The organism is Cupriavidus necator A5-1, from assembly GCF_000744095.1.
Classification (GTDB): Bacteria; Pseudomonadota; Gammaproteobacteria; order Burkholderiales; family Burkholderiaceae; genus Cupriavidus; species Cupriavidus necator_A.
In genome coordinates, this window is the sequence record NZ_JQLI01000001.1 from 2,667,324 (window position 1) to 2,689,739 (window position 22,416).

21 protein-coding genes are annotated in these 22,416 nt (G+C 64.0%); 11 read left to right on the forward strand and 10 right to left on the reverse strand.

Annotated features, from left to right (window positions below; genetic code table 11):
* The first annotated feature begins 81 nt into the window (after nt 1-81).
* Nucleotides 82-1,383 carry a UDP-N-acetylglucosamine 1-carboxyvinyltransferase gene (locus K307_RS11835; RefSeq protein ID WP_042878423.1) on the forward strand — a complete coding sequence of 434 codons (1,302 nt, stop codon included), beginning with the start codon at nt 82-84 and terminating at the stop codon, nt 1,381-1,383.
* Nucleotides 1,384-1,966: 583 nt separating this feature from the next.
* Here the strand turns inward: K307_RS11835 and K307_RS11840 are convergent.
* Both K307_RS11840 and K307_RS47755 read right to left on the reverse strand, forming a co-directional pair.
* Entirely contained in the window at nt 1,967-2,602 is a 636-nt protein-coding gene (locus K307_RS11840; protein ID WP_042878424.1) for a YceI family protein, read from the reverse strand.
* 78 nt (nt 2,603-2,680) lie between these two features.
* On the reverse strand, nt 2,681-2,854 hold the full coding sequence (locus K307_RS47755) for a hypothetical protein (RefSeq protein WP_155301129.1): 174 nt from the start codon (nt 2,852-2,854) through the stop codon (nt 2,681-2,683).
* Between the two features lie 127 nt (nt 2,855-2,981).
* On the opposite strand from K307_RS47755, the gene K307_RS46060 reads away from it, so the two are divergent.
* On the forward strand, nt 2,982-3,917 hold the full coding sequence (locus tag K307_RS46060) for a PAS domain-containing protein (RefSeq protein ID WP_080744994.1): 936 nt from the start codon (nt 2,982-2,984) through the stop codon (nt 3,915-3,917).
* On the forward strand, nt 3,880-5,268 hold the full coding sequence (locus tag K307_RS11850) for a PAS domain-containing sensor histidine kinase (protein ID WP_042878428.1): 1,389 nt from the start codon (nt 3,880-3,882) through the stop codon (nt 5,266-5,268). Before K307_RS46060 ends, K307_RS11850 begins: the two co-directional genes overlap by 38 nt.
* Nucleotides 5,269-5,349: 81 nt before the next feature.
* On the opposite strand, the gene K307_RS11855 is transcribed toward K307_RS11850, so the two are convergent.
* The 4 genes from K307_RS11855 to K307_RS11870 form a co-directional block, all read right to left on the reverse strand.
* The gene (locus tag K307_RS11855; protein ID WP_042878429.1) at nt 5,350-6,336 is read right to left on the reverse strand and encodes a Bug family tripartite tricarboxylate transporter substrate binding protein; all 987 of its coding nucleotides are present in this window, start codon (nt 6,334-6,336) and stop codon (nt 5,350-5,352) included.
* 121 nt (nt 6,337-6,457) lie between these two features.
* Entirely contained in the window at nt 6,458-7,156 is a 699-nt protein-coding gene (locus K307_RS11860) for a DsbA family oxidoreductase (protein ID WP_042878432.1), read from the reverse strand.
* Nucleotides 7,157-7,217: 61 nt separating this feature from the next.
* Nucleotides 7,218-7,424 (reverse strand): DUF1289 domain-containing protein, encoded by a 207-nt coding sequence (locus K307_RS11865; RefSeq protein WP_042878434.1) that lies wholly within the window; start codon nt 7,422-7,424, stop codon nt 7,218-7,220.
* A 72-nt stretch (nt 7,425-7,496) separates the two neighbouring features.
* Nucleotides 7,497-8,552, reverse strand: coding sequence for a 3-keto-5-aminohexanoate cleavage protein (locus K307_RS11870; RefSeq protein ID WP_042878437.1), 1,056 nt, complete (start codon nt 8,550-8,552; stop codon nt 7,497-7,499).
* Between the two features lie 175 nt (nt 8,553-8,727).
* Here K307_RS11870 and K307_RS11875 point away from each other — a divergent pair, with 175 nt between their 5' ends.
* The 7 genes from K307_RS11875 (at nt 8,728) to phaZ (ending at nt 16,564) form a co-directional block, all read left to right on the forward strand.
* Nucleotides 8,728-9,729, forward strand: coding sequence for an AraC family transcriptional regulator (locus K307_RS11875; protein WP_042878438.1), 1,002 nt, complete (start codon nt 8,728-8,730; stop codon nt 9,727-9,729).
* Between the two features lie 129 nt (nt 9,730-9,858).
* The gene (locus K307_RS11880; RefSeq protein ID WP_155301130.1) at nt 9,859-10,857 is read left to right on the forward strand and encodes an AraC family transcriptional regulator; all 999 of its coding nucleotides are present in this window, start codon (nt 9,859-9,861) and stop codon (nt 10,855-10,857) included.
* A 244-nt stretch (nt 10,858-11,101) separates the two neighbouring features.
* The gene (locus K307_RS11885; RefSeq protein ID WP_042881867.1) at nt 11,102-12,904 is read left to right on the forward strand and encodes an acyl-CoA dehydrogenase; all 1,803 of its coding nucleotides are present in this window, start codon (nt 11,102-11,104) and stop codon (nt 12,902-12,904) included.
* 41 nt (nt 12,905-12,945) lie between these two features.
* Entirely contained in the window at nt 12,946-13,410 is a 465-nt protein-coding gene (locus K307_RS11890; RefSeq protein ID WP_042878439.1) for a MaoC family dehydratase, read from the forward strand.
* Between the two features lie 47 nt (nt 13,411-13,457).
* Nucleotides 13,458-15,194: an alpha/beta fold hydrolase gene (locus K307_RS11895; RefSeq protein ID WP_419187114.1), complete on the forward strand. Its 1,737-nt coding sequence runs from the start codon at nt 13,458-13,460 to the stop codon at nt 15,192-15,194.
* 58 nt (nt 15,195-15,252) lie between these two features.
* Nucleotides 15,253-15,672, forward strand: a complete 420-nt coding sequence (locus K307_RS11900) for a phasin family protein (protein WP_042878440.1) — start codon at nt 15,253-15,255, stop codon at nt 15,670-15,672.
* 61 nt (nt 15,673-15,733) lie between these two features.
* The gene (gene phaZ / locus K307_RS11905; protein WP_042878442.1) at nt 15,734-16,564 is read left to right on the forward strand and encodes a poly(3-hydroxyalkanoate) depolymerase; all 831 of its coding nucleotides are present in this window, start codon (nt 15,734-15,736) and stop codon (nt 16,562-16,564) included.
* Between the two features lie 231 nt (nt 16,565-16,795).
* Here phaZ and K307_RS11910 read toward each other — a convergent pair whose 3' ends face one another.
* Nucleotides 16,796-17,917, reverse strand: coding sequence for a tartrate dehydrogenase (locus K307_RS11910; protein ID WP_051974825.1), 1,122 nt, complete (start codon nt 17,915-17,917; stop codon nt 16,796-16,798).
* Nucleotides 17,918-18,007: 90 nt separating this feature from the next.
* Here K307_RS11910 and K307_RS11915 point away from each other — a divergent pair, with 90 nt between their 5' ends.
* Complete coding sequence (locus K307_RS11915; RefSeq protein WP_042878444.1) at nt 18,008-18,952, forward strand: LysR family transcriptional regulator; 945 nt, start codon at nt 18,008-18,010, stop codon at nt 18,950-18,952.
* Between the two features lie 142 nt (nt 18,953-19,094).
* Here the strand turns inward: K307_RS11915 and K307_RS11920 are convergent, their stop codons facing one another.
* From K307_RS11920 to K307_RS11930, 3 genes are all read right to left on the reverse strand, one after another.
* Nucleotides 19,095-20,258, reverse strand: a complete 1,164-nt coding sequence (locus K307_RS11920; protein WP_042878446.1) for a porin — start codon at nt 20,256-20,258, stop codon at nt 19,095-19,097.
* A 116-nt stretch (nt 20,259-20,374) separates the two neighbouring features.
* A complete protein-coding gene (locus K307_RS11925) occupies nt 20,375-20,944 on the reverse strand; it encodes an RBBP9/YdeN family alpha/beta hydrolase (protein WP_042878448.1) in 570 nt (189 codons plus the stop codon).
* A gap of 27 nt (nt 20,945-20,971) precedes the next feature.
* Nucleotides 20,972-22,306, reverse strand: a complete 1,335-nt coding sequence (locus K307_RS11930) for an MFS transporter (protein WP_042878450.1) — start codon at nt 22,304-22,306, stop codon at nt 20,972-20,974.
* Nucleotides 22,307-22,416 lie beyond the last annotated feature (110 nt).

Here is a 22,416-nt window from a genome sequence, read left to right on the forward strand (position 1 = left end):
CGTCCGCCACACGAGAACAGTACAATGCCGGACGCGTTTCCCACCCCGATTTGCCGTTCCCGCCACTTCCCCGCCTCACCCATGTCCAACCTCATCGTCCACGGTGGCACGCCCCTGCGCGGCCGCATCATTCCCTCGGCCAACAAGAACGCGGTGCTGCCGGTGCTGTGCGCTACGCTTCTGACCGACCAGCCGCTGCGGCTGCATGGCGTTCCGGACATTACGGATGTCCGCAAGATCCTCGATATTTTCCGCACGCTGGGCAGTGAAGTTCACCTGGACGACGCGACCGGCACGCTGGACCTGCACCATCGCGACACCGCATTCGACGCCGCCACGCACCGGCTGCCCGAGGAAATGCGCTCGTCGATCATGCTGGTGCCGCCGCTGCTGGCCCGCTTCGGCGTGGCGCGGCTCGAGGACAACGTCAAGGGCTGCACGCTTGGCGTGCGCGAGATCGATCCGCACGTCGACATCTTCCGCTCGTTCGGCGGCGAGGTGGAGCGCGCCAGCGGCTCGCTGCTGGTCCGCAGCGGCGGCCCGCTGAAGCCGACCCACCACTGGCTCGACTATGCGTCGGTGACCACCACCGAAAACTTCGTGCTGTGCGCGGCCGCCGCGGAAGGCGAATCGACGCTGACCAACGCCGCCTCGGAGCCGCATGTGCAGGAGTTCTGCCGCTTCATGGCGATGATGGGCGCCGACATCGACGGCATCGGCACCTCGCGGCTGACGGTGCGCGGTGGCGCCCGGCTGCGCGGTGGCGAGTTCACCTTCGAGGAGGACTTCCACGAGATCACCACCTTCCTCGCGCTCGGTGCGATCACCGGCGGCGACGTGGTGGTGCGCAACAGTACGCCCGGCAACTTTCCGCTGATCGACCGCACCTTCGCCAAGTTCGGCGTGCAGGTGGTGCACGAAGACGGCTGGTCGCGCGCGCTACGGCCGGGTCCGCTGAAGGTGCAGACGCCCTTCACCAGCAATGTGCTGACCAAGGTCGAGGCGGCGCCGTGGCCGTATTTCCCGGTCGACCTGCTGCCCATCTTCATCGCGCTGGGCGTGCGCGCGCAGGGCAATGCGATGTTCTGGAACAAGGTCTACGACGGCGCGCTCGGCTGGACCGGCGAGCTGTCGAAGTTCGGCGCGCATGTGTTCTCATCGGACCCGCACCGGCTGATCACCTTCGGCGGCAATCCGCTGACGCCGGCAGTGGTCGAGAGCCCGTACATCATCCGGGTCGCGATCGCGCTGTTCATGGTCGCGGCCAGCATCGATGGCCGCTCCGAGATCCACAACGCCACGCCGATCCGCCGCGCGCACCCGCGCTTCGTCGAGAACCTGCGCAGCCTCGGCGTGCAGGTCGAGTGGACCAGTGGGGATTAAGGGGCGGTTGGCCCTAAGTGACGTGCCACCTGGCACGAGTCAGGTCGCACGGCTACCGCTTTGGCTGGTCAGCCCGTGCGTGTCACTTGCCTTCCAAGAGCTCCGCTTCGCCCTTTAGGGCGGGACCACTGGCGGGTGTCCTCGCGGCCGGCGCTAGACCAGGGACGAGTCGTCATCCAGGAATCCGACCGAATCCAGTCCGTCATCGTGGGAGCTGTCGCCGGATGCCGAATTGGCTGGAGAGAGTGAAAGCGGATCACTCGTTATCGTAGTAGTTGTCGGCCGGCATTCGATCCAGGCATGATCCACCGGCTACATTCCGGACCCGGCCCCTGCCCCGCCGGCGCCTGCACCACCACCACCGCCGCCCCCGGGGCCTGGCGTAGGCTGGAATCCTGGAGCGCTTCCCGACACGGCGCCGCCCGTCATGCCCGCCCCCGACCCGGCCGTGGTGACGGAATCGTCCTCGCCTCCACCGCAAGCCGCAAGAAGGAACGCGGCAAGCAACGCCGCAACAATTCGGGTCGACATGATGTTCTCCTGTGTTGCATTGGGGAAAAAACCCCTGGTTCTGCCCGGCGCTTCAAGGTCCATGCACGAATTCCACCTGGATATTCACGTGCACGGCATCGCCCACAGTGGGGAACCATGCTGACAGCCCAAACTCCCGGCGGCTGACTTCCCCGGCCGCGGAGAAGGCAAGCGTGCCGTCGCGCCTCGGACTTCCGATGGCGCCGCCGGGTGTCACAAGAAGGCTGACCGGGCGCGTAGTGCCGTGGATCGTAAGGTTGCCGAAAAGCCACCCACTGCCTTCCCCGGTCCGTACAAAGCGGGTACTGACAAAGCGGATCTCAGGATAGCGGGCCACATCGAGCATGCCGCCGCCCCGGATGATCAGGGACAGAAAGCGCGGGTGCGCCTCAACGCTTGAAGCATCGATCGTCACCGTCACGCGGCCTGAGTCCAGGCCGGCCTGCGTCCCTTCAAGCTGGGCATGCATGCGGTGAAAGCGCATCTTGATATGCGAGTCCGAGAAGGCGTCGACGTCGAACGTGACGCTCGAGCGTAGTGGCTCCAGCACGTACCGATCTGGCCACCCGTCCGCCTCGGCTGGCTGGGCCTGGCAGAGGGCACCCGCCAAGAATGTGAAAGTGGCGAGCACAAATCTGGCAATCGCGTGTCCGCGAGTGGCCAGGAACCGGTGTGGCGAATCGCGCATGACCCCTCCTTGGCAGAAAAATGATGGTCCATTTGACTAAACGCCTGGGGGCCATGATTTATTCCATTGCGCGCAGCGTCATTTCCAGAACTTCATCATCGCCGCCATCCGGCGCGCATCCGACACCCGCAGTCCGATGGCGTACAGCAGCGGCAGCGCGACGTGCAGTCGCTGGTTGATGGAGGTGGCCGGCAATCGCGCGAGGCAGCCAGTGACAAGGGTCCACTGGTCCTCGGTCAGGCTGCGCCCCACGTCGCTCGCGCGATCCCGCCTGCGTCGCCGCGACGGGGCTACATAAATATGTAATTGCGCGATTCCTTCACGCCATCGTAGTTTGGCCCTCCATACTCAACGTAAGCGATGCAATGAGGTGGTCCGCATGTCTGGTATGAACTGGAACATCAATCGTCAGAAAACAGAACAAGAGAACCTGCGGCAAAGAATTCGAACCTTGGAAGCGATGGGTGCGCTATTCCCTGGTCATGTTTGGACTGCTCGCCCTGACGGCTCGCCCGAATATCTCAGCCAAAGCATCCGCGAATACACGGGAATCCAGGTAAGTAACACTTCCGCTAATTATGACGATGTCATCCATCCCGACGACGTCGCAGCAAACGAACATTACTGGGAGGAGTTGGCTGCAGGCCGGGACCCCGGCGAACTCGAATTCAGGATTCGCCGCGCTGACGGTGTCTACCGATGGTTCCTGTGCCGGATGCGGGCCGTCCGAGGTTTGAACGGCGCACTTGTCGGTTGGGTTTGTCTGAACTGGGACATTAACGACCGCAAGATTGCGGAGTCGCGTCGTCGGAGCGAAGGCCAAAACTACAGGCGAATAGTTGACTGCGTCCCAGCTTGCGTGTGCGTTGCGGATCCCGCCGGCAATCTCGTTTACGTCAACAAGGTCGGGCTTGCCGCATTGGGCCGTCCAAGCGAAGAGGTTGTCGGTGACCTATGGATGAACTACATCCACCCCACCGAGGTAGAAGCTGCCCGTGCCCAATGGGCGCAATGTATCGAAGCAGGTCGACCCGTCGATGTCGTCGTCCGGATGCAGCAATACGATGGTGCGTACAGATGGCAACACCTCATCGCTGAACCGTTTTACGACGAAGGGGCCATAGTCAACTGGTACCTGGTCGTTATCGAGGTCGACGACGCAGTAAAGGCTCAGGAAATTTTGAAAAAAAACGAGAGGGAAGCTCGGGAAATCGTAGATGCCGGTCATGATCTGGCGCGCCACCCCAAGCGGGGAAATCGACCGATGGAATCGCCGCATGCTTTCGTTCATCGGAAAGACCTGGGAGGAAATTGACGGAAAGCCCTTATTCAGTCTCGTTCCGCCTGACGAGCGGGAGCGTGTCCACAAACATTGGCAGCAATGCGTCCTCGAGGGCTCATCTTACCAGGACACTTATCAGATTACGGGAGCTGATGGGAAGCTACATTGGTATCTTGTCGGCGGTGAACCTTTCCGCGATGAGACGGGTGAAATCCTTCATTGGTATGGCGTTTGCGCGGATATTGACGACCTGAAAGAAACGGAAGTCGCACTCCAGCAGCGCGAGCACCAATTGCGGGAGATTACCGAAACAATCCCGGCGATGATTTGGTGCGCCGATGCTGACGGGCAACCGACCTACTACAACCGGAGACACACAGAATACGCCGGTACGGACATATCGGAAACTCGCGACCTCGGATATAAGAAGCTTATCCACCCAGATGACTGGGAGAGCGTCATTCAAAGATGGACACACTCAATTCAGACTGGTGAACCCCACACCGACGTCTTCCGTATGCGCGGTATGCGCCGCGAGGACGGGCAATACCGCTGGCATCAGGTACGCGCCGAAGCCATGCGCGATGCGGATGGCAACATCGTTCAATGGTACGGCCTGAACATCGACATCGACGAACAAAAATGTACTGAAGACAGCTTGCGAGAAGTACAAACCCAACTCGCTCGCGCGACCCGGATTGCAACGGTTGCTGAATTATCGGCCTCGATAGCGCACGAGCTCAATCAACCACTTACGTCTGTTATCGCCAATGCTCACGCCTGTCGGCGCTGGCTTGCGACCAACCCGCCCAATCTCGATGAGGTGCGCTCGTCCGTGGAGTGCATACTCCGAGATGGCCATGCTGCCGACGAAACGATGCAGAGCATCCGTACGCTGTTCAAACGAGAGTCCCTCAAGAAGTCTCAATGCAGTATCCCTGACATGGTCCGGGACGCGGTGAAGTTGTTGAAAGAAGACCCCACTATGCGAGATGCCGCCATAATGCCGGAATTTCCCAACAATCTTCCAGACGTGAACGTCGACCAGATACAGATTCAGCAGGTCCTTATCAACCTGTTGTCGAATGCAATCGAAGCAACAGAAAATACCGGCCGCACACCACAAGTCGGCATCACCGGCGCTTTCCTCGATGAACTATTGGCTACAATCGAAATTTCTGACAACGGAGATGGTATCGCTGAGCTCGATACTCTTTTCGAGCCGTTTGTCACCTCAAAGGCAAAAGGCATGGGTATAGGTCTGGCAATTTCACGCTCAATTATCGAAGCACATGACGGTACACTGACCGCCAGGAACAACCTCGACCAAGGTGCGACGTTTTCTCTAACGCTGCCAATTTTTGCCCTTTCCGGAAATCGGTGAAGCATTTCTTTGTCAGTGCCGCATGAAATATGCAAAACGCCTCCCGAAGGAGGCGCACAGGCTGCCGGCGCGCAGCCGGGATCAGGGCTGGATATTGAATGTCTTCACGATCCCCGCATTGCGCTCGAACTCCGCATTCAGCGACTGGCTGAGTTCCGTCAGCGACTGCTCACGCATCGGCTCATAGCTCAGCGCCTGCATGCGTTCCTGCACCTTGGGCGTGGCCGCCGCCTTGTAGGTGGCAGCCTGGATCTTCTGAGCGAGCTCTGCCGGCACGCGGGCCGAGGCAATCACACCCACCCAGTTGCTGAACTCCACCTCCGGATAACCCAGTTCCGCGAAGGTCGGCACTTGCGGCAGCAGCGGCGAGCGGTTCTTCGAGGCCACTGCATAGGCCTGCAGCTTACCGGCCTTGATCATCGGCAGCGAGGTCACCATGCCGTCGTACATCACCGCGATCTGGCCGCCCATCACCTGGGTCAGCGCCGGTGCGGAGCCGGCAAACGGAACGTGCGCTAGGTCCAGGCCGGCCTTCTGGTTCATGATCACGCCGGCATAGTGCGATGCGGTGCCGGCGCTGTAGGAGGCAAAGCTCAGCTTGCCGGGGTTGGCATGCACGTAGCTGACCAGGCTCTTGAGGTCCTTGGCCGGCAGGTTCGGGGCGCCGACCAGCAGCAGGCGCGAGCGTGCCACCGCGGCCAAGGGCCGGATGTCCTTCATCGTGTTGTACGGCGTCTTGAGCACGTGCGGCACTTCGGTCAGCACGTTGGTGGCCGTCACCATGATGGTCTGGCCGTCGGGCGGCGCGGCCAGCATGGCGCTGATGGCGATGCCGCCGCCGGCGCCCGGCTTGTTGTCGACCACGACCGGCTGGCCCAGGTCATGCGAAAGCTGGTCGGCCAGCAGGCGGGCGATCACGTCCATGGTGCCGCCGGCGGGGGCGGGCACCAGCATGCGCACGGGCTTGTTGGTCCACGCCATCGCGGCCGGCATGGACAGGGCCATGACGGCGCTTACGGCGGCTAAGGCGGCGTGGCGTAGGCGAAATAGGGCGGGGCGTTGAGGCATCTGTGTCTCCGTTGAAAGTCTAGGGTATGTAAAGCCCATGCCAGCCTTCTTGTCGGGGGCGGTACACGGGATATTGCAGAAAAATCGAGGCTTCGGCGCAAGGCCACCGTCGCCAGGGTGTTCAGGCGGCCGCCCGGGTGGCGCGCTGTTTCGCGCGCGCCAGCGCGTGCAGCATGGCTTCCAGCAGCGCGGCGGGAGGCCGCGCGCCAGACACGCTGCGCGTGCCGTTGAAGACAAAATGCGGCACGCCAAGTCCGGTGCGCAAGAGCGGTTCTTCGGGGCCGCCAAGTGGTGGCAGCCAGTCCAGGTCACGGTTCCCGCTCGTATCGCCCCGATCGGGGATCGCGATGCCGCATGTCGCCGCGGCCTGCCGCAGCACGAGCGGATCCCCGATGTTCTCGCCGCGCAGGAAGTAACGCGTGAACAGCTCGTCGATCAGCGCAGTGGCGGCGTCAGCGCCGGCCTGCTGCCTGGCAAGGCGTACCAGGCGATGCGCCAGCAGGGTGTTCGGGAAGGTCTCGATGCGATCCAGTGCCAGCGTCAGGCCTGCGTCCTGCGCCGCGGCACAGACCTGCGCCTGCCGTACTGCCACCGCCTGGGGACTGCCCAGGCGCGCTACGTAGAATTCGCGATAGGGCAGGCCGGCGGGCGGCGTGGCAGGGATCAGCGGATACGAACGCCATTCCACCTGCACGGCAACGTCCGGGCGCTCCCGCCCGAGCATGTCAATGGCGGTTTCCAGGTGCTTCTTGCCGATCAGGCACCAGGGGCAGATCAGGTCGAAATATGCGTCGACCGTGAGCGTGGACAGAGGATTCATTGCAGCAGCTTCAAGACGCCAGCCGGCTAGCCCGGCGCAGGCCGCAGCAGGCTGTGGAGGATCAGAGGGTTGGCGCCGGCGCCGCGCGGCTGCGCCACGACTGGCGCACCGGCAGCGATGCCATGACCTCGGCGCGCTCGGCGTCAGTCATCTGCGGCCAGCGGCCGATCTCGACCGGCGTCCTGCCGCAGCCCTGGCAATACTTGCCGGCGTGGTCCATGCGGCAGATGTTCAGGCACGGATTGGCGACGGAGGGGGACGGGTTCATGGCTTTCAACAAAACTTGGCGGGACGACAGTCCGGCCACAGGCTCGCTCGCCCGCGGCCGGACCAGTGCACGTCAGGCCGCGCGCAGGGGCAGGTTCTTCTGGCCGGCCTGGCGGTTCGGCGCCATGCCGTGTGCGGCCAGCGTCTCGTCGGCGCTGTCATACCAGGTGCCGATGCGGTAGATCTCGCGGGCTTCCTTGCCCGAGGCGATCTCGCGGCCCAGCTCCTTGGCCACGCGCACGCACTGCTCGATCTGCTGCACGGAGGTCATGCGGTTGCCGTGCTGGTCGATGATGGTGTCCTCGATGCCGCAGCGCGGGTGCAGGCCCATGGACATCGCCATCATGTTGAACGGCAGCACGTTCTTCAGCAGCGATTCCGCGGTCAGCGTGCAGCCGTCCGGCGCGCGGTGGACGAAGTTGAAGAAGTTGAACGGGTTGGGGCCGTCAAAGCCGCCGCCGATGCCGATCCAGGTCAGGTTCAGCGGGCCCTTGTAGATGCCGGCGCGCACCATGCGGTCCAGCGTCTCCATGGCGTGGATGCCGGTCAGCTGGAAGTGCGGCTGGATGCCGGAGGCCTGCAGGCGGCGCAGGTGCTCTTCCACCCAGCCCGGGCCTGCCGGCACGGTCATTTCGCGGTAGGCCTGCTGGTAGGCGGGGTGCTCGAGCGACGTACCCTTCAGGTATTCGGGGTACAGCAGCTCCATGATGTTCATCTGCGTGGTGTTGATCGCCACGGTCACCTGGTCCGGCTTCGGATCCAGCTCAGCCAGCATGTGGCGGGTGTCGTCCGACAGCCACTTGGCGGCCTGGCCGTCGTCTTCCGGCGCGAACGAGATCGAGCCGCCCACCTGGATGATCATGTCGGGCACCGCGGCGCGCACGCCTGCGATCAGCTCGTTGAACTTGGACAGGCGCTTGGAGCCCTTGCCGTCCAGTTCGCGCACGTGCAGGTGCAGCACGGTGGCGCCGGCGTTGTAGCAATCGACGGCCTTCTGGACCTGTTCTTCCATCGTCACCGGAATGTCTTCCGGGAAATCTGCGGGCATCCACTCGGGGCCGTACGGGGCCACGGTGATGACCACCTTGTCCATGTTCTCGGGGTGCAGGGAATCGTCGAGGAATTGCATGCTTTTGCTCCTGGTATGTTGTGAGCGAAGCGCCATGGGTACCGCCTGCATGGCGGCGCCGGACAGTCGCGTTCGCGGTATCAAGTTCGGTGGCTGAAGTATCGTGTAACGGCGCGCAGCGATTTGACGATCCGGGACGATCGATTTACATTTCGGGACAGTCAGGGAAAACGCGATGTCCTACTACCTTCGCAGCGCCAGCCTCACCAATTTCGTGGAAGTCGCCCGCGCGGTGGGGCTCGATCCACACCAGCAGCTGCGTGCGGCCAAGATCAGCCGCGACGTGCTGCTAGACCCCGACATCCGCATTCCTGCGGGGCTTGTCGGCCGCTTGCTGGATGCCTCGGCGCACGCGTCGCAGGTGGACGACTTCGGCCTGCGCATGGCCGAGCTGCGCCAGTTCTCCAACCTCGGGCCGCTGGCCTTCGTGGTGCGCGAGCAACCGACGCTGCGCCGGGCGCTGGAGTCCATGGTGCTTTACATGGGCCTGCAGAATGAGGCGCTCGCGATGCGCATGGAAGAGGGCGAAGGCCTGGTGATGATCCGCCTGCAGCTCCTGAGCGAGCAGCCCGGCACGCTGCGCCAGGCCACAGACCTGGCCGTCGGGGTGATGTACCGCATGCTCAGCCTCTTTCTCGGGTCGTCGTGGCGCCCGCGCGGGATCTGCTTCACCCATGCCGCACCGGCCAGCCTGGCGACATTCACGCGGGTGTTTGGCATGCCGGCGCTGTTCAACCAGGACTTTGATGGCATCGTCTGCGTGGCCGCGGACCTGGATGCGCCGCTGCCTTCCTATGATCCGGTGATGGCGGGGCAGGTAAAGCGCTACCTGGGCACCTTGCTGGCGCAGGCCAATACGACCATGCCGGACAAGGTGCGCAAGCTGGTCTACGTGCTGCTGCCCACCGGCATGTGCTCGGTCGACCGCGTGGCGCAGCACCTTGGCGTGGATCGCCGCACCGTGCACCGGCGCCTGTTGCAGGATGGCAAAACGTATTCGGAGATCCTTAACGACGCTCGCGCCAGCCTGGTGCTCGGCTATATCGAAAACCCTGAGCGCCCGCTTTCGGAAGTGGCGACGCTGCTGGGGTTCTCATCGCTGAGCGCGTTCTCGCGCTGGTTCAGCGGGCAGTTCGGCTGCAGCGTGTCGAAGTGGCGCACGCAGCAGCACGCGTAGGAGCGCGTGCCGGACGCTGCGGAGCCCGTGCAAGGACTGCTCTAGGCATCCTTACGCATTTCCATCGCGCACACGCTGTGACAGAATGCGACGTCACCTCCTCTCCGGCATGCATTGCCTGCGCCCCGCGTGAACGGCCTGTCCGCTACTGTCCCCATCTCTGTCGTCAACGGCTTCCTGTCCGGCGCCGATCCCACCGCGATCGCACGGCTGGCGGAGTGCTCGGGCATCGCCAGCGAGCTGCTGGCCGAGCCGGCGGCGCGCGTCACGCAGGAACAGTTCTCCACGCTGTACCGGCTACTCGCAAAGGAAGTCGACGATGAAATGCCCGGCATCTTCAGCCGGCCGCTGCGCAATGGCACGCTCAAGTACTTGTGCCTGAGCTTGCTGGATGCGCCAAGGCTGGAGGTGGCGCTGCATCGCTTCGGCCAGTTCTTCCACCTGATCCTCGATGACTTCCGCATCGAGTCGCGGCGCGACGGTGCGTCAGGCTACGTGGAGCTGGTCGACAACCCGGTCGGCCCCGCCGTCAGCGTGCTGGGGCGGGAACTGATGCTGAAGCTCGTGCACGGCGTGGCGTCGTGGCTGATCCGCCAGAAGATCCCGCTGCAGGCCGTGGAGTTCCAGTTTCCCCGCTCGCCGCTGGCCGGCGACCATCTCTACCTGTTTCCGGGCCCGGTGCATTTCGGTTGCGGCCATTCCCGCATCGGCTTCGATGCGGCTTACCTGGATATGCCGGTGCGCCAGCGCAAGCCCGACCTGGAGAAGTTCCTGTCGCGCGCCCCCGAGGACTGGATCTTCGTTTCCTTCGCCGAGCAGATGACCTCACACCGGGTCAGGCAATACGTGGCCGATTGCCTGCCGGTGTCGCCCACCATCGAGGCAGTGGCCCATGCGCTGCACTGTTCGGTGCGCACGCTATGCCGCCGCCTGTCGGCGGAAGGCACTTCGTTCCAGGCGATCAAGGACGACGTGCGGCGCGATATCGCCATCCAGCGCCTGACGCGCTCCGAGGATCCCATCGCGGCCATTGCCTTCGACGTGGGCTTCGACAATCCCACCGCCTTCCATCGCGCCTTCCGCCACTGGACCGGCAGCACCCCGAACGCCTACCGCCGCGCGCTGTAGGTCCGCCGGTGCGGCTGGCAAAGCTGGCCGCCGACTGACAAATCCTGCCAGACCACAGGCCTTCCGCGGCGCACGGCGCGCGCGCCAGGCCGCCGCCGCGCAAAGCGGCAGGATTTGTCAGTGAATGGGCAAGTTTGGGTAACCGCCTTTGTGCCCGCCGCCACTAGGATTGGCACATAACGTTACAGTGCCACCGGTTAGTGAATCGGATGCCGGCGCTGTGGACATCGCACAGAGGCCGAAAGTGAGCTATACCGCACCTACCAAAGACATCCTGTTCGTCATCCGTGAACTGGCCGGACTGACAAAGATTGCCAGCCTGCCGGGCTATGAAGACGCCACCCCCGACACCGTCGAAGCCGTGATCGGCGAGGCCGCGAAGTTCCACGGCGAGGTGATCGCCCCCCTCAACGTTGCCGGCGACAAGCAACCCAGCAGCTGGCACGACGGCGAAGTCAGGACGACCGCCGGCTTCCCGGAAGCCTTCCGCCAGTTTGGCGAAGGCGGCTGGCAGGGCATCGTGCACCCGGTCGAGTTTGGCGGCCAGGGTCTGCCCAAGCTGGTCGGCGCGCCGTGCATGGAAATGATGAACGCGGCGAACCTGTCGTTCGCGCTGTGCGCGATGCTGACCGACGGCGCGATCGAAGCGCTGCTGACTGCCGGCTCCGACGAGCTGAAGCAACGCTTCCTGCCGCGCCTGATCGCCGGCGAGTGGACCGGCACCATGAACCTGACCGAGCCGCAGGCCGGTTCCGACCTGGCGCTGCTGCGCACCCGCGCCGAGCCGCAGGCTGACGGCAGCTACAAGGTGTTCGGCACCAAGATTTTCATCACCTACGGCGAGCATGACATGGCGGACAACATTGTCCACCTGGTGCTGGCGCGCACGCCGGGCGCGCCCGAAGGGATCAAGGGCATCTCGCTGTTCGTGGTGCCGAAGTTCCTGGTCAACGACGACGGCTCGCTGGGTGCGCGCAACGACGTGCAGTGCGTGTCGATCGAACACAAGCTCGGCATCAAGGCCAGCCCGACCGCGGTGCTGCAGTTTGGCGACCATGGCGGCGCCATTGGCTACCTGGTCGGCGAGGAGAACCGCGGCCTGGAGTACATGTTCGTGATGATGAACGCCGCGCGCTTTGGCGTGGGCGTGCAGGGTATCGCCATCTCCGACCGCGCCTACCAGCAGGCCGTGGCTTATGCGAAGGACCGCGTGCAGAGCCGCCCGGTGGATGGTTCCGCCCGTGAGGCCGTGACGATCATCCATCATCCCGACGTGCGCCGCATGCTGACCGAAATGCGCGCACTGACCGAAGGCGCGCGTGCGCTGGCGTTGGTGGCGGCCGCCTACTCGGATATCGCCCACCATGCGCCGGATGCGGACACACGTGCGCAGTTCAGTTCGGCCTATGAATTCCTGGTGCCGGTCATCAAGGGCTGGAGCACCGAGATGTCGCTGGACGTGACCAGCCTGGGCGTGCAGGTGCACGGCGGCATGGGCTTTATCGAGGAAACCGGTGCCGCCCAGCACTTCCGCGACGCGCGCATCCTGCCGATCTACGAAGGCACCACCGCGATCCAGGCCAACGACCTGGTGGGTCGCAAGACCGTGCGCGACGGCGGCCTGGCCGCCCGGGCCATCCTGGCCGAAGTGGACAAGACCATCGAAGCGCTCAGGGACTGCGCCGGCAGCGGCGCGGACGCCGCGTGCAGCGCCATGTTCCTGCAGCTCGGCTACGCGCGCATGGCGTTGGGCCGGGCCGTTGACTTCGTGTTGGAGAACACCGCCAAGGATCCCAACGCCGTGTTCGGCACCAGCGTGGCGTACCTGAAGCTTGCCGGCATCGTGCTGACGGGCTGGCAGATGGCGCGGGCGCTGGTCGTGGCGACGAAGAAGCGCAGCGAGGATGAAGCCTTCTACGCGGCCAAGATCGCGACCGCCGAATACTTTGCCAAGCACATCCTGCCGCGCGCTTCGGCGCTGGAGTCTGCCATCACCGGCACGGCGGGCACGGACGGCTTCCTGACCCTGGACGAATCCCGGTTCTGAAGCGGAAGCCGCCAAAACGATCAATCAATGGAGGAGGCCGTATGGCAATCGAAAACTACAGCATGGCGACGCTTGGCGCGTTTGTCGGCAAGGAGCTCGGCGTGTCCGAGTGGGTGGAAGTGGACCAGGCGCGCATCGATGCGTTCGCGCAATGCACCAACGACAACCAGTGGATCCACGTGGACGTGGAGCGCGCCAGCAAGGAAAGCCCGTTCGGCGGCACCATCGCCCATGGCTTCCTGACGCTGTCGCTGGTGGCGGGCCAGCTGCTCGACATGGGTGTGTTCCCGGCCGATGCCAGCGCCGCGGTCAACTACGGCCTGGACAAGACCCGTTTCCTCACGCCGGTAAAGGCGGGCGCGCGCGTGCGCAATCGCGTCAGCCTACTGGCCGCCGACAACAGGGGCCAGGGCCGCGTGCTGCTGCGCACGGAAAACACGATCGAGATCGAAGGCGAGTCCAAGCCCGCGCTGGTGGCGGAAGCCCTGGCGCTGCTGGTCGCCTGAAGCACGAGCAAGACAGAAGAAGCAAGGAATGAGGCAGGAGAAGTGAGATGACAAGGGTCAACAGTGCGAGAGAGCACGCCGGCAAGGCCGGTAAGGCTGCAGCCGTGATTGCGGCGACAGCGGTGGAGTCCATCGACCTTGCGCCGGACATGATGGCCGGCCCCAACCCCTTCGTGGGGCTGCGCCCGGAAGACCTGGTCAGCACCGCGCAGCAGATCGGCGCGCAGTGCATGCAGGAGCCCGTGCTGGTGCTGGAGCAACAGGCACAGCTGGCGCAGGACCTGGTCAGCGTGATGGCCGGCTCGGCACCGTTGCCGTCGGCGCGCGACCGGCGCTTTGGCGACCCGGCCTGGCAGGACAACCCGCTGTACCGCATGTCGCTGCAGGGCTACGAAGCCTGGCGCAAGGCAGTGAGCGGCTTTGTACAGCGCTCGGTGATGGACGAGCGCAGCAAGCATCGCGCAGAGTACTTCACCTCGCTGGTGGCCGATGCGCTGGCACCGACCAATACGCTGCTGGGCAACCCGGCGGCACTCAAGAAGACCGTGGAGTCTTGCGGCACGAACCTGATCAGCGGGATGACCAACCTGGTCACCGATACCCTGGTTAACCGCGGCATGCCTGCGCAGGTGGACAAGGAGGCGTTCAGCGTTGGCAGGAACCTGGCCACCACGCCCGGCGCGGTGGTGTTTCGCAACGACGTGCTGGAGCTGATCCAGTACACCCCGACCACCGCGAAGGTGCACGCCCGGCCGCAGCTGATCGTGCCGCCGCAGGTCAACAAGTTCTACGTGTTCGACCTGGCGCAGGGCAAGAGCATGGTGGAGTACCTGCTGAGCCAGGAGCTGCAGGTATTTATCGTGAGCTGGCGCAATCCCACCGCGGCGCACCGCGAATGGGACATGGATACCTATGTCGGCGCGCTGATCGAGGCCATCCATGCCATCCGCGACATCACCGGCAGCCCTGACGTCAACCTGCACGGCGCCTGCTCCGGCGCGATGACGATGTCGGCGCTGATGGGCTACTGCGCCGCGAGCGGCGAGCAGCTGGTGCATGCGGCCACGCTGATGGTGTCGGTATTCGGGCTGGATGCACAGTCGCAGCTTGGGCTGTTCAGCACGCCGGAAGCCATCACGGCCGCCCGGCAGGGCAGCCAGGCACGCGGCGTGCTCGACGGCGCGGAGCTCGGGCGGGTCTTTGCCTGGCTGCGCCCCAATGACCTGGTGTGGAATTACTGGGTCAACAACTACCTGCTGGGCAATGCGCCGCCGGCGTTCGATGTCCTCTACTGGAACAACGACACCACGCGGCTGCCGGCTGGGCTGCATGGCCAGTTCCTGGACATGCTGACCCTGAACCAGTTGGCCACGCCGCGCACGCTGCGCGTGCTGGGCCACGCCATCGACCTGTCCGAGGTCCAGTGCGACAAGTACGTGCTGGCCGGCATGACCGACCACATCACGCCGTGGAAGGCTGTGTACCGCTCGGTGCGCGCCTTTGGCGGACGCACGGAGTTTGTGCTCAGTTCCAGCGGGCATGTCCAGAGCCTGATCAACCCGCCCGGCAACCCCAAGGCCAAGTTCTTCCGCAACGACGAGGCCGCGGCCGATCCGGAAGCCTGGCTGGAAGGCGCGACTGCCACGCAGGACTCGTGGTGGGTGCACTGGAGCCAGTGGCTGAAGAAGCGGTCCGGGCCGAAGCGCAATGCACCCGCCAGCCCCGGCAGCCTGCAATACACGCCATGCGGCGAAGCCCCTGGCGTCTACGTGACTGAAGCGTAGTTTCCTGGCCCCGCGGGGCCATCGTTTTCTGCAACCCAACCTGTCAGGAGAAATAAAGATGGAATCGACCAATACCGCGGGCACCTCGGCCCCGCACAAGAAGCTGTTTGACTTCGTCAAGCAGAACCGCCTGGATCCGGTGGCTATCCTCGAATCGCGCCGCAAGGACATCGAGGCGCTGGCCAGCATCAACATCGCGCTGCTGGCAGGCCTGCAGTCGCTGGTGCGCCAGCAGGGCGAATACCTGTGCGACACCGCCGCCGACCTGCAGGCGCTCGCCCGCGGCGGCAAGGGCGCGGACGGCCAGTCGGCCAAGGTCTCTGAAGTGCTGCCGCGCTCGCTGCATAAGGCTGTGAACGGCCTGCGCGGGCTGACCGACACCGTGTACAAGGCACAGGCTGACAGCATTGCCACAGTCGGCCGCCGCGTTGCGGAAAACGTTGAGGAAGTGAAGGGCATCCTGCGTTCCCGGACGTAAGCACCAGGGGGCACGGCCGCCTCCGGCCGTGCCTTCGCGTCAACGACTCCAGGACAACTTGATGACAATAAGCGATGCCGGCATCAAGGCCGGCCACATGCATGTCCAGACGGTAGATCTGGACGGGCAGCAACTCAGGGTCGGCATCCGACCCGGCAGCGACGCGGGTCCGCCGCTGCTCATCTTCAACGGTATCGGCGCCAACCTCGAACTGCTCGAGCCCCTCGTCGATGCGCTGGCGGGCGTGGAAGCGATCATCTTCGACGTCCCCGGCGCCGGCGGCTCCCCCGCGCCGCTGATGCCTTACCGCTTCTCCAACCTTTGCGTGCTTGCCGACAGGCTACTGTCGCACCTTGGCTACGTGGGCCAGGTCGATACGCTCGGCGTGTCGTGGGGTGGCGCGCTCGCCCAGGAATTCGCACGGCTCTATCCGCAGCGTTGCCGCCGCCTGGTGCTGGCGGCGACCTCTCCGGGCGTGATCATGGTGCCGGGCAGGCTGTCGGTGCTGTCGAAAATGATCGGCGTGCGCCGCTATACCGATCCCGAGTACCTGCGACGCGTCGGCGCCGACCTCTACGGCGGCGCCTTCCGTGACGATCCTGCGCTGCTCGACGAACATGGCCGCCACATGCAACCGCCGCGCGGGCGCGGCTACCTCTACCAGCTGCTGGCGGCCTGGGGCTGGAGCAGCCTGCCCTGGCTGGGCGCGGTAAAACAGCCCACGCTGGTGATGCACGGCGCGGACGATCCCATCGTGCCGCTGGTCAATGCCAGGATCCTCGCGGCCCGCCTTCCCAATGGGGAACTGCACGTGCTCGACGACGGGCATCTCTTCCTTGTGACCGGCGCGGAGAACGCCGCGCGCGTCGTCGGCGCCTTCCTGCGCCGCTAGACCTTTCCGCTAGACCCCTCCTCAAGCCGCGGCGCGCCCGCGGCATTTTCTTTTTGCGCCTCCCTCGCAAAAAGAAGGCTCTTCACCGATTTCCGGGGTGAACGCAGGTCTCTTGTCGACCCACACTTATGCTTTTGCCTAACGGTAGCCGCAGTCACTCCGGCTCCCCACATGTCAGAGCCGGGCACATTGGCGCAGGCGCGCCAGTGCGTTGGGTCTCCTCATGTCCGGCTACGTCGGGAGGCTCTGGCCCCTTACCTCGTTGCTGCCTCTGCAGGACTTCGAAGCTGCGACATGCCGAGAGATTGCATCGCCAACCTCGGCCGTACACGCAGAACCTTTCAGGTCCGGAGTCTTTGGCCCGTCCCTCAGCACCGCTTCGATAGCATTGACGATGGCGTCGTGAGCACTGCGGTGCCCCAGAAAGTCAAGCATCAGTGCGCCCGACCAGATCATCGCGATGGGATTCGCCAGGCCCTTTCCGGCGATATCCGGAGCGGACCCGTGCACGGGCTCGAAGAGTGAGGGGAAGCGGCGTTCAGGATTCAGGCTCGCCGAAGGCGCGATGCCGATAGTCCCAGTGGTAGCCGGACCGAGATCGGAGAGAATATCTCCGAAGAGGTTGGTTGCAGCCACTACGTCGAACCGCTCCGGCTGCAGAACAAAGCGCGCAGACAGAATGTCGATGTGCTGTTTGTCCGTAGTGACTTCGGGGTATTCAGCAGCGATTTCTTCCGCCCGTTTATCCCACCATGGCATGCTCACGGCAATCCCGTTGGACTTTGTAGCCAACGTGACATGCTTTCGGGCTCGACTCCTGGCGAGGTCGAATGCATATCTCAACAGACGATCGCTGCCGCGGCGCGAGAATACGGCCTGTTGTAAGACAACCTCGTGAGGCGTCCCTTCATACATGACCCCTCCAATGGACGTGTACTCGCCCTCGGTGTTCTCCCGGACGATCAGGTAGTCAATGTCGCCTGGCTTGCGGTTAGCGAGAGGACACGCAACGCCATCGAAGAGCCTGACGGGACGCAAGTTGATGTACTGATCGAACTCCCGACGGAACTTGATGAGGGAGCCCCACAGTGAGACGTGGTCAGGAACCAGGGCAGGCCAGCCCACGGCGCCGAAGTAGATCGCATCATAGGGCTGCAGGATCTCCTTCCAGTTCTCCGGCATCATCGTGCCGTGCGCGGTGTAATAGTCGCAGCTTGCCCAATCAAACGTATCGATTTCGAGCTCGATGCCAAACGCCGTTGCAGTCACTCGCAGGACTTTGATCCCTTCCGGCAGAACTTCCTTACCGATTCCATCGCCCGCAAGGGCGGCAATTTTCAGAGGCGTCTTCATTTGGCAGGCCGATGTGTCGTGAAACGAGCCCGTAGTATAGGTAGCATTTGGCGAGCATAATCATGGCCTCCGTCAAGTTTCAATTTACGAATCGTGAACAATCAGCTCCCCAACCTTGAAGACCTTCGGGTCTTCGTGCACGTCGCCCGAAGATCGAGCTTCGCTGCTGCGGCCGTAGATCTCGGCGTATCGGCCGCCTATGTGACGAAACGAGTCAAGGCGTTGGAGACTAGCGTTGGCGCGAAGCTGCTTAACAGAACAACGCGGCGTGTCGTGGTGAGCGAGGATGGCGAGCGCACATATCAGTGGGCGCAGAAGATCCTCGATGACATTGATCATCTGTTGGATGACATCACGGCGAAGAGGAAGGAGCCGCGGGGCGCCTTGCGCATCTGTAGCAGTATCGGGTTCGGCCGGAATGTCGTCGCCCCGGCCTTGTCCGCGATGGCGCAGCAGTATCCGGCGCTGATGATTCGCTTCGAGGTGTTTGATCGCCTGGTTGACGTAGGGGCAGAAGGATTTGATTTGGATATTCGGGTTGGGGACGAAATCGCTCCACACCACATTGCAAAGAAGCTTGCGCCCAACTACCGGGTCCTGTGCGCGGCGCCGTCTTACCTGAAGGCCGCCGGCACACCCAAGGCGATCGAGGACCTTCCAAACCATGACTGCCTGGTCATCAAGGAGCGCGATCATCCCTTTGGTGTGTGGCAGCTCCGTGGCCCTGCTGGCGAACAGTCGGTGAAAGTCCGTGGGCAACTCTCGACAAATCACGGAGAGATTGCCTTGAGGTGGGCCGTCGAAGGCCGTGGAATTCTTCTGCGATCTCTTTGGGATGTGCAGCCTCTCATCCGATCCGGCGAACTCGTGCAAATCTTGCCAAACTACTTCCAAGAGGCAAACGTATGGGCTGTCTATCCGGAGCGGTTAGAGTCGTCGGCAAAGGTCAGAGTTTGCATTGATTGGTTGCAGAAGCACTTGCCACGTGAACGGCTGCAAGCGCCTATGCCTCCTTCTCGAAAGGTTCCGCGCTGAGGTAGCGGCCGGACGAGTCACCGGCCGCCTTCCCCGGAAATCGGTGAAGAGCCCCCAAAAAAAACGGCCGCTCGGGAAAATCCCCGGGCGGCCGCTAACGAGCAAGGTGCTCGGTGTCGATCCGATGATCTGGAGCGTCTGGTCAGAACTTGTGGCGAATGCCGACGGCCGCGCCGAACATATTGCTCTGGCCGTTGGCCAGCGTGTAGCTGTTGCCCAGCGACAGGCTGTTGGCGAAGATCGTTGCCAGCGACTCGAGCATTAGCCCGGCGTTCTTCGCATAGGCGGTGGTCAGGTAGACGTCGGTGCGCTTGGAGAACGCATAGTTGGCCACGAAAGCGACCTGCCAAGGATTGGCGACGTTGGTATTGCCGAACAGGCTCCTGACGTTGTCGTAGTTGTATTCCAGCGTCAGGCCGATGGCCGGCGTGACCTGGTAGTTGGCGCCGATCCAGTAGAAGTCATCGCGCTGGATCACGACATCCGCCGCGTTCTTGTTCTGGCCCCAGCGGTAACCGCCCATGATCTTGGCCGGCCCGTAGGTATAGCTGGCGCCCACCACGGCCTTCTTGGCGGTGCCATTGCTGGTGCCGATGGTCGGGTTCCACTGGTCGTAGCCAGCGGTCACGCCAAACGGCCCGCCCTGGTACGCCACAGCGGCGCCATAGGCGGTATCGCGGCGGAACTGGCCCGGGACTTCGCCGTTGCCACCGATCGGCGTTGCTACGCCCACGGTTGCCGGCAAGGCCAGGCCAGTGCCGAACGACCAGTGCGCCAGCGCCGTGACCGGGCCGAACTTGCCGGTGTACTTGACCGTGTTGTCCTCACGGAAGTTCGGGCCGGACTGCAGCACCACCGGTTCGTATTGCGTGGCATAGGCCGTGGGCGAGAAATTGGCCAGCGCCTCGAACATCGACGTGTACTGGCGGCCGAGGCTGATCTGCCCGATGCCGGCCTTCTGCACGCCCACGAACGCCTGGCGCCCGAACAGGCGGCCGCTTTGCTGCGAGGTGCCGGTGTCAAGGTTGAAGCCGCTTTCCAGTACGAACAACGCCTGCAGTCCGCCACCGAGATCCTCGCTGCCGCGAAGACCCCAGCGCGAGCCGGAGACCCCGCCGGAGTTCATGCGGTAGACGTCGTTGGCCGGGCCGCGGTTGAACTGGTTGGCGGCGGTCGGTACCGCGCCGAGGTGATTGACGTACTCCACGTTGATGTCCGCCACGCCGTAGAGCGTGACGTTCGTCTGCGCGAAGGCGCCTCCCGAACAGGCGAGCAGTGCAACTGCTGCCGTGCTCCTGAGCTTCATTGGTATTTCTCCTCTTTTTCCTTTGGTTTGCGATGCGGATGAATCCGTCTTGGCAAGTACTACGGGTACTGCAATGTCTCTTGCGGCGTTGTGCGGCGCGAAGGCCGTCCCGGGCCTCAGTTGGCGCGCAACAGCTTTTCCAGCAACTCGATCGCCCGCGGCCACGGGCCATATCCCGCTGCCGGGTTCAGGTGACCGACCTCGCCGAGGTCGATCAGCCGGCTGCCCCAGTCGCAGGCCATCTGCGCGGCGCGCTCATAGCTGGCGAGCGGATCGTTGCGGCTGGCGGCGAGGATGCTGGGGAAGGGCAGTTGCGAGCGGGGTACGGGCAGCCAGCCGTGCTCGGCCAGCGTGGCGTTGTCCGGATAGCCGGCCGGCATCGGTGTTTCGAGGTCGGCGGGCGTGGCCAGCAGCGCGCCACGGATCTTGCGGTGGTGCTGCGCAGCCCAGTGCACGGTGATCATCACGCCGGCGCTGTGCGCCACAAGCACCACCGGGCCGTCGATGTCGGCAAGGGCGGCATCCAGCGCGGCCACGCGGGCGTCGCGGCTGAGTTTGTCGTGTTCGAGCGGCGCCACCGAGCGGGCGTTCGGCAACTGAGCCTGGAGCAGGGTCTGCCAGTGCTCCGCCACATGGTCGCGCAGGCCTGGAACCATCAGGAAGGTGGTATCAGCGGGAAGATTCATCGGTATTTCGGGTAGTAAGTCAGAGAATCAGGCGTTGTTCGCGTGTGCCTCACGCTGGCGTTCCATGCGAAGCAGGTCGGCCGTGTAGGTGCGGCGCCCGACCAGGAAGCACACTGCGGCAAGCACGCCGGCCAGCGGGATCACCTGGAGCGCGCCCAGCAAGCCGATGCGGTCGGCAATCAGGCCGGTGACAAAAGGTCCGGGCGCGAGGCCCAGCAGGTTGTTTGCCAGCGTGAGCGTGGCAAACGCGGTGGCATGGATGGCCGGGTGGGTCAGGTTAGCCACCACGGCACTGGCCGGGCCGGCCGTGCCACCGACAAACAGCATGCCGGCACCGATCAGCACCAGCTGCGCAGTGCCCGCAGGCAAGTGGAACGCAGTGAGCAGCAGCGCGCAGCAGGTCACGCTGTAGGCAACCGCCATCAGCCACTTGCGCCTGGGCGCGTGGCGGGCCGCCCAGTCGGTCAGCGCGCCGCACAGGATCATCCCCGCGCCAGCCGCCAGCACGAACGCCGCGGCGGTCATGCCCGCACGATCGGTCGCCATGCCGTAGTAGCGCGACAGGTAGCTCGGCATCCAGGTAAGCAGGGCACCCATCACCAGCAACTGCAGCGCACTGCCTACATACGCAAAGAGAATCGAACGCGCCGAGAAGAGGGCGGACAGCAGCGGGCGCAGCGACACGGTCTCATGCCGGGGGGCACTGTCCGCTTCCTCGCCCAGCGCACGACGCTGCGCCTGCAGGCGCGGCTCGGTAATGAAGAGGCGATAGAACGCCACCAGCACCAGCCCGAAGATCGCCATGCCGGCAAAGGCCCAGCGCCAGCCAAACTGTGCCGACAAGGCACCGCCCAGCCCCATGCCCAGCACGGAGCCAAACGCACCGCCAGCGATAAACGCCGAGCTCAGGCTGGCACGCAGGTGGCGCGGAAACACCGACAGCACCACGGCAATGCCGACGCTGCCATAGGCCGCCTCGCCAATCCCCACGCACAGCCGCGCCACGAACATCTGCCCGAAATTGTTGGCCAGCGCGCAGCCCAGCGTAGCCAGGCTCCACAGCGCTGCCATCAGGATCAGGCTCCTGACCCGGCCCCATCGGTCAGCCAGGATCGATAGCGGAAACGTCAGCAAGCCCACCATCAGCGCCACGATCCCGCCCAGCGCACCCAATTCGGTATCGCTCAGCGACCATTCCACCTTCAGCAGTGGAAATACGGCATTGAGCACCTGCCGGGACATGTAGTCCGACAGCAGCAAGCCAAAGCTCAACGCAAAGACGAGCCAGGCGTAAGAACGTGACGATTTCGCACCGGCTGCGCCGGCTGCGATGGGGGAATGCGTGGAGGTTTGCCCGAGCATGAAAGTCCTTCCTGAATGCGCTTGACTGCGACCATCGCTGGGCCGGCCAGGGAGTCAAAACTCTCCCTTGAGGCGCTGGCCACAGTCCTGTCGCGACTGGCGAAGTATCT